This window comes from Longitalea luteola (assembly GCF_017356035.1).
Classification (GTDB): domain Bacteria; phylum Bacteroidota; class Bacteroidia; order Chitinophagales; family Chitinophagaceae; genus Niastella; species Niastella luteola.
Genome location: NZ_JAFIQX010000011.1, coordinates 217829 through 230598, shown reverse-complemented (window position 1 = coordinate 230598; position 12770 = coordinate 217829). Strand labels below are relative to the sequence as shown.

14 protein-coding genes are annotated in these 12770 nt (G+C 39.2%); 6 read left to right on the top strand and 8 right to left on the bottom strand.

What is annotated here, in order from left to right:
- Positions 1-16: 16 nt before the first annotated feature.
- From JUB15_RS23075 to JUB15_RS23045, 7 genes are all read right to left on the bottom strand, one after another.
- Positions 17-799 (bottom strand): hypothetical protein, encoded by a 783-nt coding sequence (locus JUB15_RS23075; RefSeq protein WP_207515011.1) that lies wholly within the window; start codon positions 797-799, stop codon positions 17-19.
- 841 nt (positions 800-1640) lie between these two features.
- On the bottom strand, positions 1641-2537 hold the full coding sequence (locus JUB15_RS23070; RefSeq protein WP_207515010.1) for a glycosyltransferase family 2 protein: 897 nt from the start codon (positions 2535-2537) through the stop codon (positions 1641-1643).
- A gap of 17 nt (positions 2538-2554) precedes the next feature.
- A complete protein-coding gene (locus tag JUB15_RS23065) occupies positions 2555-3049 on the bottom strand; it encodes a MauE/DoxX family redox-associated membrane protein (RefSeq protein ID WP_207515009.1) in 495 nt (164 codons plus the stop codon).
- A gap of 588 nt (positions 3050-3637) precedes the next feature.
- Positions 3638-4135, bottom strand: a complete 498-nt coding sequence (locus JUB15_RS23060) for a helix-turn-helix domain-containing protein (RefSeq protein ID WP_207515008.1) — start codon at positions 4133-4135, stop codon at positions 3638-3640.
- A 402-nt stretch (positions 4136-4537) separates the two neighbouring features.
- The gene (locus tag JUB15_RS23055) at positions 4538-4906 is read right to left on the bottom strand and encodes a helix-turn-helix domain-containing protein (protein WP_207515007.1); all 369 of its coding nucleotides are present in this window, start codon (positions 4904-4906) and stop codon (positions 4538-4540) included.
- 210 nt (positions 4907-5116) lie between these two features.
- On the bottom strand, positions 5117-5458 hold the full coding sequence (locus tag JUB15_RS23050) for a DNA-directed RNA polymerase subunit alpha C-terminal domain-containing protein (protein ID WP_207515006.1): 342 nt from the start codon (positions 5456-5458) through the stop codon (positions 5117-5119).
- A gap of 804 nt (positions 5459-6262) precedes the next feature.
- Positions 6263-6475, bottom strand: a complete 213-nt coding sequence (locus tag JUB15_RS23045; protein WP_207515005.1) for a helix-turn-helix domain-containing protein — start codon at positions 6473-6475, stop codon at positions 6263-6265.
- Between the two features lie 435 nt (positions 6476-6910).
- On the opposite strand from JUB15_RS23045, the gene JUB15_RS23040 reads away from it, so the two are divergent.
- The 6 genes from JUB15_RS23040 to JUB15_RS23015 all read left to right on the top strand — a co-directional run bounded on the left by JUB15_RS23040 (position 6911) and on the right by JUB15_RS23015 (position 11933).
- Entirely contained in the window at positions 6911-7804 is an 894-nt protein-coding gene (locus JUB15_RS23040) for a hypothetical protein (RefSeq protein WP_207515004.1), read from the top strand.
- Entirely contained in the window at positions 7801-8466 is a 666-nt protein-coding gene (locus tag JUB15_RS23035) for a LexA family transcriptional regulator (RefSeq protein ID WP_207515003.1), read from the top strand. Before JUB15_RS23040 ends, JUB15_RS23035 begins: the two co-directional genes overlap by 4 nt.
- 94 nt (positions 8467-8560) lie before the next feature.
- Complete coding sequence (locus JUB15_RS23030) at positions 8561-9058, top strand: hypothetical protein (RefSeq protein WP_207515002.1); 498 nt, start codon at positions 8561-8563, stop codon at positions 9056-9058.
- Between the two features lie 121 nt (positions 9059-9179).
- Positions 9180-10739: an IS21 family transposase gene (gene istA / locus JUB15_RS23025; RefSeq protein ID WP_207515001.1), complete on the top strand. Its 1560-nt coding sequence runs from the start codon at positions 9180-9182 to the stop codon at positions 10737-10739.
- A 24-nt stretch (positions 10740-10763) separates the two neighbouring features.
- On the top strand, positions 10764-11513 hold the full coding sequence (gene istB, locus JUB15_RS23020; protein WP_255539668.1) for an IS21-like element helper ATPase IstB: 750 nt from the start codon (positions 10764-10766) through the stop codon (positions 11511-11513).
- Positions 11514-11717: 204 nt separating this feature from the next.
- Positions 11718-11933, top strand: coding sequence for a hypothetical protein (locus JUB15_RS23015; RefSeq protein WP_207514999.1), 216 nt, complete (start codon positions 11718-11720; stop codon positions 11931-11933).
- A gap of 88 nt (positions 11934-12021) precedes the next feature.
- On the opposite strand, the gene istB (JUB15_RS23010) is transcribed toward JUB15_RS23015, so the two are convergent.
- Positions 12022-12735: an IS21-like element helper ATPase IstB gene (istB, locus tag JUB15_RS23010; RefSeq protein ID WP_242696484.1), complete on the bottom strand. Its 714-nt coding sequence runs from the start codon at positions 12733-12735 to the stop codon at positions 12022-12024.
- Positions 12736-12770: the final 35 nt, after the last annotated feature.

The window sequence follows — 12770 nt, the reverse complement described above, 5'->3', positions numbered from 1 at the left end:
TAATTTCATTTTCAAATTATGCGATAGTGGTTGGAGAAACAACAACGACTTTATTTTCATTTGAAGCCTCTTTAATTTTTGATTCTGTCTTCATGGCCATTTTCCACAACCAATCTATTAATAGGGCCACTGTGACGGTGGTAAGCAAAATTGGAAAGGATTGAAAGCGTAAGGCGGCTGATGACGCAAATATTGTAAACCCAGCATTTAGAAGCCAAACCATTGCTCCTAAAAATATTCCTTTACTTAAATCTGAATTGCTACGCCATCCCTTCAAGATCAGGTAAAAGATTAGACCAAATAACATTAATACGTTTACTATTCCCGAGAGTATTGGGTAATGGTCGAGGACTGTAACCCAGTTGTTTTTTGTTCGTGTGTGTACTTTGGTACTTTTATAATTAAACCACTCTTTTGCCTGGGTTGTGACATCCTCATTTCCAGAATTATATTGCTCTAAGAATTCAACTGGTGGAGCATAATATTTTCCGGCATTCGGTATTATAAAATGCTGTAGGAACTTGAAGGGATATTGCGTGATAATATATGAACCATAAGATCTATATAGAGGACCCATGCTTGCCCACTTTTTTAGCTCGGTAGCATTGCTATCATTTTTGAATAGGCCGTTGCGATATTCAAATAGCGGTAGTTTCAGTGACCACATATAAACTGTGCTGGCAACAAGTGCTTCTTGTGGATGCTTTGAAATATCACGTGTGCTGTCAAAATATTCGTTGATCATTTTATGCAGTTGGTGAAATTTTTTCGGCACTTGTTTGCGTTCAGCATTGTTCACGTACCTGTATGTATACATGGCGTTGTTGGCCATTTGCCATCCGCTGAAGGGTGAATACTGCCAATGTCCAGTTAGTTTATGGTACTCATACATGGTTAGAATTACAAATGATCCACACAATATTCCACACAAACCTAGAGCCATCATCTTCTTCTTAAGTTCCAGTTTTGAAATATAAAACGCGAATACTGCTATAATCGGATATATCAAGGCATTGTATCGTACTGTGAAGGCGATAAAAAGTATTAACGCATGCGTAACTATTATGGCGTTTGAGGGCCTGTGTATTGTCCACAACAATAACGAAACCCAGCTAAGACTGAGAGCTGTAAATATACAGTCGCTACTTACAAGGTTTGCCAGATGCAAATACAAGGGATTAACAACAATAAAGGACAACATTATGTATTGAGTTATCTTATATGGCTTATAGAAATAAAATAGTGTAAATAATAGTAGTAAGGATGCCCCTTGAATCATTAAATACTGAAGGACTGTCAATCCCATGTCGGACCTTGTAAATACGCTGATTAGTCGAAGGAACTTGGAATAGCCTATCATATAGGTGTTAATTGGGGAATTCCGATCTGCTGCATTTAAATATGCAAATGAATCACCATGTATGTAGCTAGCAAAAGGGTAGAAATACTTAAAAATTACGAATTGAATAGCAATTGCTGTTACTGCAATTATCAATAAGACTCTATTATGCCGATCAGCCCAAATAAATTCTCTAAAGGAAATTGTGGCTGACGAAATGCTGATTGATCTATTCATACAATGCGTTGAAATAGGTCTAGAAAATCTTTATTTTAATATCCATTCAACAGTTTCAGTACTGTCACTTATTATTGGCTGTTCGCACCTTGTCTGACTCAACACTTCTATTATGAAACAATGAATATTTCAAAATGCAGTAAATCGCTTTAAATCCATCTTTCCAACCAATTTTCTTTCCTTCTGCAAACGTTCTTCCGTAATAAGAAATACCAACTTCATAAATCCTTATCCCTGGCACCATTGCAATCTTTGCCGTAATCTCCGGTTCAAATCCAAACCGCTTCTCTGCAAGGTCGATCCGTTGAATTATGGAAGTCTTGAACATCTTATAACCCGTCTCCATATCCGTCAAATTTAAATTGGTGAACATGTTGCTCAGGAACGTTAAAAATTTGTTCCCGATCGAATGCCAGAAGAACAGGATGCGGTGAGGATTGCCACCCATAAAACGAGAGCCGTATACCACATCTGCCGAGCCAAGTACAATGGGTTTCAAGAGTGTGTTGTACTCACCCGGATCATATTCGAGATCGGCATCCTGTACCAACAAGTAATCGCCGGTTGCCTGGGCTATACCTGTATGGATCGCCGCACCCTTCCCCTGGTTTACCTCGTGTTTGATATATTTGAAATAGTTGATCGTAAGGTCTGGCGTATTGGAAATATAATTCTGTACTACCGCTTCTGTATTATCACTGGAACAGTCATTTACAATGATCACTTCCTTTTCTATATTCCGCAGCAACTTTACTTCATTGATGCGGTCAAGGATCTTCGCTATCGTCTTCTCTTCGTTATACGCTGGTATAATGATGGAAAGCCGGCTGATAATTACTGCTTGTTCACCATTTACTTTCGCTGTATCTGAAGAGCTGCTTTCTGCATTAGCCACTTCGGGTTGGTTAACTACAGTAGTTTGTGTAGTAACCTCGTTGTTTTGATTGATAATGCCTGCCATACGCTACGTTTTATCAGTTATGCATTGAGTATGTTCATATCGGCTTTGATAGCTCGCCGGTTCTGTCTTTCTAACCGTACGCCGATAAATGCCAGAAGAATAAATGCGCTGTTGAATACCAGGTGGCCTTCCCAGGAAAGCAAAGAGATGATGCCTCCGCAGCTGCAGGGCAGCTCTTTATTGAAGGTCATAATCGCAATAATGTATATCGTGAATGCGATCATCAGCGACAGGGAAGCATATAATCCCTTCAGCCGCCAGCGCGGTATTATTAATAATAAGGAAACTAGGAACTCGGTCAGAGGTAATGCCCAGGCAATAAAAGGGGCCATAGGTTTTAATATAGGTGAATCGGCTATTTGTTCTTTAAAAACTGAATACTCCATCAGTTTGCTGATGCCGGTGTATAAGAATAAAATAATAAACAGTACTGAAGTAATTTCAACGATCGTTGCTTTCGATAACCACGCAAAGGAGAATATTCTTCGATTTTGAATTGCAGGGCCTTCCATTGTTATTAGGTTGATAATGTTTAATGGTTATATGGTTGAACTACCCGGAAACAAAGCCGGCGATGGATGGGGCGACATCCTGCCATTATAGCTTGACAATTTGGAAAACAGCAACAATGGTCCCTCGTTAAAGTCAATAAATTGCCTCACCGGACTTTGAACCGGGTTATATGCCAGCACCTTTGTTCCGCTATTCGGCGGAATGGTGTAGGAATTGTTTCAATATCAAAAATGATTTACAGGTGAGGGGCGCCGTATTAGCTGCATCTGGAAAGACGCGGCGTACCGGCCGAAACCTTATCCAGTTAGGATAGAATTTTTAATGCTACCTTTCGGTAGGATTTATAATTATGGTTTACCATGGTGATTCTAATATTATGGTAATCACTAATGAGTCACAGCTAATAAAAATGGTTGCGAAACACTGTATTGCCTTCGTAGAAGCACTTTGAATTTTGGCCTTAACCGTCTTACTATTTTCTTCCGGTGGCAATAACCGGAGCCTCATTCATTCTGTATGCAAGTTAGGATGAAGATAACGGGAATGCAAATTTATTGTTTGTCAAATTGCTTAACATTTTTGTCCGATTAATAAGTTTCTTTGTCCGATAAGTTAACTTTTATTTTCCCGGGTTGATCTCCATCTACTATCCCCCATTTACCAGGCGAAACGCCCTTCACTCTTTTGAAAGCCTTATTGAAACTACTTTGGCTGCTGTATCCGCACAGTGCGGCTATTTCTTTTGTGCTCAATGTATCATCGGTAAGCAAAATACAGGAGATTGTTATCCGGATTATCTCACAGTATTCACTTATTGTTCTTCCGGTTTTGTACAGGAAAATCGCCTGCAATGTTGATTGATTAATCCCACTATAACGAGAAAGCTCGTCCGGACTTGTCCATTCAAGCGGGTGTTTATTTATATATTGAATGGCTTTGTCGAATGCTTTCAGCGTTTTGCGGCTAAAATGATTTTCATTAGTGGCACCGGGACTCTTCCATTCCGGCGGATGCTGATTGATATATTCGATGGCTTTTGCAAGTGCTCTCAGCTCTCTCTGGCTGTATTGACTTTGATTGAGCATGGTAGGTAAGGTTGTGTGTACAATAAGGTTTTATAAAATTCTCAAGCAAAATACATTCGCAGAATTTATTTTCTTTCCTTCTTCCGGTAGCAATCGAATCAGAGTACCAATCCTTCGTTTATTAATTTATCATTCGATTCACCCACTAGAAAGTATACCCGATCATTCCCATTTAATGAAATGTAGGCTGCATCCTTCTATTACCTGTTGCGCGGAAAGTTAATTGCCAGTGGTGTTTTGAGAAGCATTGAGCTACAAATGGCCTTTGTTTGATCTTATTATTTCTTCCGGTGGCAATCAATCCGGAGCATTATTTCTATGTGTAAGTTACATTTACAGATTTACATTTTTGCCCCACTATATTACATTTTTGCAAAAAGCAGTTACATTTTTGCAAGGAGTTTACTGCTTCGTTAAAAATTCTTTTACTTGCCATTCAGTAGGAGTGACATTAAACTCACTTTTAAAAGCTCGGCAATAAGCTGTTTGACTGCTATAAAAGCATTTGGATGCTATTTTATCTTTTTCCATTCCCTCACGGAGAAATGTCTTGGAAGCTTCCAATCGTTTCTTTACCTGGTATTCTTTAACACCCGTTCCATATACTTCTTTAAATACCTTTTCGACCGAATTACGATGTGCTTTACTTACATGCCTGATCAAATCGGCTGTGGTTTTGAATTGAAATGGATCGTCGTCAATGTGTTTTTTAATTGATTCTACTGATAACAATACATTCACTGAACAGCGTTTGAATTCATTATTAAGCATGGGATAAGATTTTACTTATTAAATCAATTTTACAATACAAATAGTAATTCTGATAAATTAAGTAAGGTTTATCGTTACTGGTAGGGCTTGGATATTTAACGGTTAAATAGTAATCAACGGGACAGAACTGTGAGGTGTTCTTGTTTGCCTTTGAATTGGGAGGTAACTATATCACATTGAATTTGGTTGTGCTGACTGATCTGCTTCAAATCATTTAACTAATCCTTTTTGAATTTCTTTAATTTTTTGAGCTAATTCATTAACTACTACCTTTCCTGCTCCTTTTAATATTCTAATGTTATCCCAATTAGATGCTCGATTTATTAATGATCCAATGGTGTGTATATTATTATTCTTAAGCACTTTTTCTGCACGGGGTGATAAATTTAACTCTTGAATGCTCTTATGAGATATCTCATAATAATCGATCTCTTGCATCTTGATATATTCAGAAAGCCAATTCGCAATTAACTTACATTTTGGAAGATCTAATGACTTAAGTGCATCTAAGATGTATTGCAATTCATATTTATCGTATTGGATAACTTGCATAAAGTAAAAGCATTTCTATTGAGTTAATTAGTTATGTTGAGTTTTCATATTGGTCATTTAAATAAGTAATAATTCTTGATTTCAGGAAAGTTCGCTTCATTCATTCTGTAAGCAAGTTACAATCATAAAATATTCAATTCAGCACAAAAGATATTCATTTGCGCACTATTTTATTAAAATACACGGTTTATGTTAACCGTTAGATAGTGCCCATAAGGTTGGGTTATGCAATTCCATTTTGCTTCTGCCATTCTTTAGGAGTTATTTTCCAAATCTTCATAAACCTTCTTGAAAAATTGCTGGGAGTCCCTGACAGATATACATTAAAGTTACATTACTGCTTAAAACTGGCAAAGAACTATCGATTCATGTTTTGCCCAAAGTTGGTCATTGGTCATACTTTGCACGCTTTTTTCGCCCTTTTGGCAAAAAGTGAGATATCTCTATTTTTTTAATCAAACAATACAAAACAAATGAACATCAAAAACAGAATCTGGAGAGCAACTGCCGGTTAACTATGACCTAAAGCATTATGACTGCACTGCCGTGGAAGGCATACCTGTCAATCGCCTTGAACAGCTTAAAGAATTAACCCGGGCTTGATCAGAACTTTAGCCTGGTTATCAAGGGACCTAATGGAATCGGAAAAACAATGCTCACAGCAGGATTATGTTATTACGCTATTAAAACAGGATATAGGGCCTATTTTGGATTCTTCCAATTTAATATTATTTCTATGCCTGTTTGACATTGCTACAAAGGTCGCAGTAATTACTTTTTTTCTTTGATTTCATTCAAGATTATTCACTTGGTCCGGGTAGACGCTATAAGATCCTTTAGGTCACAGTCTAAAAGCAGAGATACTTGATAGAGTGTTTCCAAGGCAGGCTGCTGATAATTTTGCGACCACCTGGAAACTGTATTTTCATTATAGCCTAATTGATCGGCAAGCCATCTGTTAGTGCGCTTCTTTTCTGCCAATACAATTTTTAGTCTATTTAATTCCACTTTTTCCATTCTTACCTTCTACTTAAAGGCTCAAATATATATACTTCCTGTTCGAAAATGAGGTAAGTGATTAATAAAGAATGAGTTATACTTTTTAAGTATATTTATCTACTTTTAAAGTATAATTTGTACATTAGAGGTATAAACTATGACTAAAAAAATGTATTTCGACGATAGTTAAATAAGGATTTAATAGTTTTGCGAACACATAAAAGGATTTAAGCGTTCGCTTTATTTCTGGTCCTGAATTCTTCGACCATAGGCACTTTGTGTCTGTGTTATTCAATGATCCCAGAGTAATAAAGAGAAACGCTCACGTTACGGCGTGGGCGTCTTTATTGGGATCAGGTGTCGAAGCCTTCAGACCATAAGGACTAACCCGCGCCATTTTTTTTTAGGGATAGTCTCATAGAACTTCATTTTTCCCACCTCAAATCATGTTTTATGAGCTCAAAAGATTTCCCCACCTATCACAAGCAGCCATTTCTATTGTCAATCGGTGAAATTGAGAATCCTTTTGCTGTACTTCAGGATTTTTTTAAACAGTACCATTTGACAGACATTCGAACCGACTTACTGAATATGTATCGAGACGCTATGAATTACAAAGCAACAGATGCTTATAATCACTTGGGAACATATGAATTTGTATCCAAATTAATTGAGGCGTGTTCGGTGATCTTGAATAATCATAAAAAAGAGCAAAACGCACAGCCTGTTGAATCACCCGTGTTGGATGATGAAGAAATTGATGAAGAACCAGAGGAAGATGTTTTGTTAGGTAAGCCTGCTTCAATATATGAAAGTGCGCATAGTGATTCTATGTATGTCATATCTAAAATCTTCAAAAATAACACGGCGCAATCACTTATAGAAAAACTTAACAATTGGAAGTTTGTTAGTTTATCTGCAGAATTCAGTGTATATAATAATAGTGATCATCGTTGCCAATTCATGCAGTTTTATGAAGACCTAATTTTATTCATTGAAATAATGGCAGTAATATTCATTTATAATCTTACAGACGATAATGTTAAGAATAAATTTAAAATTAGAAACAAAACCACCTTACTAACTAAAGAACAGATTGGCCATCCTAAAAATGTAGTTACTGAATTTTTTGGATCTTACCCTATGAAGTATATTAAAAGGGAGCTGGAAGATATGCTAGATGCCGGGATTGCCTTCGTTCACCCGTGGCCAGATAATTTTAAAGAGGTTCAAGTCCTAAACATTTATAGGACTACTTTGTGTCTCATCGAATGTGCCGACTGCTTGCTTAAAAAATATGATAATACATTATGGTATGATTCCAAAATGACCGAACCAATATCATGATGGACTATCAAATCGGACACAGACTTAAGGCATTCAGACAAAGATCAAATATTAAAATGCCTGCCATTGCTGCCGCTACCGGACTTGCAAAGGAAACTTTATACAAATGGGAGAAGGGCACCAGGCCCAGCAACCTCAATGATTATTTTAAACTGAAGGCGTACCTCGATAAAATGGAACATCAACTGGAGATTAACCGGTTGGATATGGAAGACCAAAAGCCTGCTACCATGCGTCTTCCTTTCAGCCGCGATAAACTGGCTGTTCCACAAACCGATGGTAAGGCGGCAGCCGGAACAGTAACCGTGCATAATAATGAACCTGAGCTTATTGTAGACCGTATAACAGCTCCATTCCTGGGAGCGGTTGAAGGTGTGGTTGAAGTAACCGGTGAAAGCATGGAGCCGACATTTCGAAACGGATGCCGAATTGCAGTTTCTCGTTTGTACGATAATAGAATTATCGAGCCTGGAAAATATTATTACATTATCGATTATAATTATCATGGCCTTGTACGGAGGGTATATGTAGGCGAAGATGAAAACAGTATAAAGCTGATTTCGGATAATGCTGATCAAATTAGGTATCCACCCATTGAAAGAAACTGGCAGCAGATAGCGGGCATATTTAAGGTAATTGCTTCAATAACGAAGCATCAATGAAAAGTGTGGCCGTGTTTTAATCAACGCAGCTTTTTTGAACTTAGCTCACCAGTTTCCACTGGTGGTATTTATTCAACCACTCAAAACAATTATTATGGACGATAATAAAAATGCCCAAAAAATTTTAAATAGAGAAATATTAAACCTCATAGTGCAGTATTTGAATGAAAAAAGTATAGGACTGGAATTTGAGGAAGAAATCGCAACTGAAGTCTATTATTTATTTGGAGAAGATGCATTTAAAGATTGTATTGAGTATTATCCGTTTGCTTGTTCATCAGCATTAAGAGCTTTCGCTTTGACAGATGTCGCCAAAAAATTAGAACAAGAAATTGGCCATACTCATTACTTCTACTTATGCAAAATGCTGGATAGAATGGTAAAATTTTGTTGGGGTATAAGAGGGAATGAAATGTATTTGGCACAATTGGATCGATTAAAGTGGCACACTGGCAAGACCTATGATTTAGAATTTATGAGTTGGGTTAAACATAAGTATGAGTGCCTATTGAAAAATGTTGTAATCGGTAATTACAACTACAGAGTTTTTGGTAATCAGGAATACACAACAATTGGCAACAAGAGTACATAACTTTTGGTAACAAGGGTGCAAAGAAATTGGCAACAAAGAGTGCAGAGCTTTTCCCTTTGCGGGGCATGCCCCGCAAAGGGAAAAAGTCACTTTTGCCGCCTAAATTTTTGCGGCGATGTCAATGACCCCTTATTTATCGAAGCTTATGATCTATCACCAGGTACATCAACTATCCAGAGATGGCTTTTCCATCAGCTATATCAGTAAGTTTCTTGGCCTAAACTGGCGGACCGTTAAAAGGTTATTATCCATCGAAGATGACCGCGACTATGAGCAATACCTCCAAACCTGCTCAACTAAAAATAAAGTGCTCGAGCCCTACGAGAGCTTCATAAAATCCAAGCTGGAACTATATCGAGACACTTCCTCGGCTCAGATGCACGATTGGCTCAAAGAACATTTTACCAGCTTCCCTTGCGTATCTCCCAAAACAGTATTCAATTTTGTTGCCTGGGTGCGACAGCAGTATCATCTGCCAAAGACAGATGAAGTCCGCATTTACGGAATGGTAGAAGAAACGCCTTACGGCCTTCAGGGGCAGGTAGATTTTGGAGTTTACAATATGCGTAACAGCCAGGGCAAAAGGATCAGGGTCTATTTTTTCATGATGGTGCTCTCCCGGTCTCGCTACAAATATGTTCTTTTCTCTACCGAGCCATTTACGTCCCAAACGGCGATAGATGCCCACGAAAAAGCCTTTGCCTTTTTGGAAGGGATACCAGATACGTTGGTATACGATCAGGACAGGGTATTTATGGTCGATGAAAACAATGGCGATCTGATTTTAACTGATGCTTTCAAAAGCTATCAACACCAACGCGGCTTCCGGCTTCACTTTTGTCGTAAATCAGATCCGCAAAGCAAAGGCAAAGTCGAAAACGTGGTCAAGTATGTTAAACAGAACTTTTTGTATAACAGAACCTATATCGATATCGATTTGCTGAACTCCGAAGCGTTGGCATGGCTGGCAAGGACCGCCAATGAGCTTCCTCACAGTTTTACCAGAAAACGTCCTGTAGCGGAATGGGAAATAGAAAAACCATTCCTGCGTCCTGTTAGCCTAGCGGTCACCTGCCGGCCCAACGCTGTTGAATATACCGTCCGTAAGGACAACAGCTTCTCTTACAAAGGGAATTTTTACTCGCTGCCAGGGGGAACCTATAAGGGCCGGGGAAGCAAGGTATTGCTCGAAAGACAAGGCTCCTGTATTGTGTTGTATGATCTGGGGCACCGGGAGCTTTGCCGGCACCTAATTAGTGCCGGCAGAGGAGAAAAGATTATCAATAATGACCACAGAAGGGAAAAGAGCCAGGCTATCATAGAATTGGAGGATAGGTTCTATTCTATGCTTGCCGATCCTCAAAAAGGACGCAAACTGGTATCAGCCATCCGGCAGGATAAACCACGCTACGTCCGCGACCAGTTGATGATACTGGTGCAGGTAGCCAGCACCACAACACCACAGATAGTTGACGAAGCGCTGGCCTACTGTCAGCAGCATGGTATCAACGGAGCCGGTGACTTTAAAGCCATTGTGAACCACTACCTCTACGAACAAACGGACGATCCCCAGCAGGGTACCAGCTTACAACTAACACTAAATCCCTTAAACAATCAACCGCCAGACCAGGCGCTGATACAGCCGGCAACCAGCTCTATCAACGACTATGACATGTTTTAATCTTTTTTAATAAACAATCAACAAATGGAACAAAAGCAATTAATCAGGCAGTATTGCCAACAGTTTAACATGAGTGGCATAAACAAGGTCATTGATGAACTTATTACCGAAGCAGAAGCTAAAGCACAGGGGTATATGGATTATACCCTTAGCTTCCTGCGCGCGGAGGCAGATTACCGGCAGCAAAAAGACATTAAAAAGCGAATGAAGCTGGCTTGCTTACCGAAACACTGTGACCTCAGCACGTACGATCACAGCGTCAATAACGGGTTCACGATCGCTAAACTACACCAGTTGCAGGAACTGCACTGGATGGACCAGATTTTTAACATTATCTGTATGGGGCCATCGGGTACCGGAAAAACGTTCCTCTCGGGAGGACTTTGTTTTGAAGCTATCAAAAAGGGCTATAAGGCTTACTTCAGAACTATGGACGGCCTGATCAGTACCCTGAAGATGAAAGAGATCACCCGGACTGCTAAAGCTGAATACAAACGGTTACTACAGGCACACCTGATCGTAATCGATGACATCATGCTGTTCCCTGTGGAAAAAAAGGAAGCAGTGAGCCTGTTTAATTTTATCAATCAGATTTATGAAAGAACATCCTTTATCATCACCACCAATAAGAAACCAGCGGAGTGGGTGCAAATGCTCGGAGATGAAGTACTGGCAACGGCATTACTAGACCGCTTACTGTTCCAATGTGAAGTGATTAACCTGTCCGGCAAGAGCTACCGGCTGGAAAACAGGAAAACAATTTTTGAAGACTAAATCAATGCTCTTATTTTTGACACCGCTCTGCACTCTTGTTGCCAATTTTTGTGTACTGGTTGTTGCCAAAAGTTCTGCACTTCTTATTGCCAAAAACTCTGCATTGTTGCTTACCGACTACAAATGTCAGAGAAGATGCCCTCCATAAATCAAAAAGCGTCTAACTGTCTACTCAATATTCTACACCTATTATCTTTTCCTTTTATGAAACTCAGCCCAAAAGCATTAAATGCAATAAATAATCCGATTACACGCCGCCGATTAATGGATGTTCTTGGTTGTACAGAGTTTACAATAGCTAGATATATCCAAAAAAACAGTGATAATCTTACTAAAGCAGCAGCTTTACGGATAATTCGTGAAGTAACAGGGTTACCGGATGAAGAAATTCTTGAATGTAGCGATTGTAAATTCTCGTGATGTTGACCCAGGGTTACTGGATGTTGACCCACCCCTGTGGGTCAGTAAGAGTAAGAGCTTGATGTAGGTTTGATAAAAATACAACGTCTTATTGATTCGTCTTCGACTTTTTCCTTCTTAAGGACTCACCTTTAAGATCTAAACGCATTGCATTTGCTGTCATTCTGTCCATTATTGCATCGGCAAGAGTTGGGTCATTTATATATTCATACCATTTAGCAACAGGTAGCTGAGAGGTTACTATTATGCTTTTCCTTCCATAACGGTCTTCCAGTAGTTGTAATAAAGTAAGTCTTATTTCCTGAGTCATTGGCGCCAGTCCAAAATCATCCAGGATAATAAGTGTTTGGCGTTCCAGGTGATTAAGGAACTTGATGTATGAACCATCCAGTTTGGATAGGGTTATTTTTTCAATAAGCCTATTGAGGTTGAGGTAAATGGTTTTATATCCCTGCAGGCAGGCCTGGTGGCCGAGAGCGCAGGCCAGGAAACTTTTGCCGCAGCCTGTAGCACCTGTGATCAGGATGTTTTCTCCTTGATTAAGGTAACGACCTTCTGCCAGTAAAGATAGTTGTGCTTTGGTCAGGTTGCGTGCTGCACTGCATTCTATCTGGTCCAGGGTAGCTGGCAATCTCAGTTTCGCCAGTTTCAGGTAATAGGCGGTTTTCTCGTTGGCCCTGTTGAGCATCTCTGCCTGTAGTAAGCTGCCTATCAGTTCGTGACTGTCGAGTTGCTTATCAAGGGGCAATTCCAATTGAGCATGATAAGACTGATGCATACCCAGCAACCTAAGTTGCTTCATTTGTTCAAGTGTTTGTGTGGTGTTCATTTTACTTA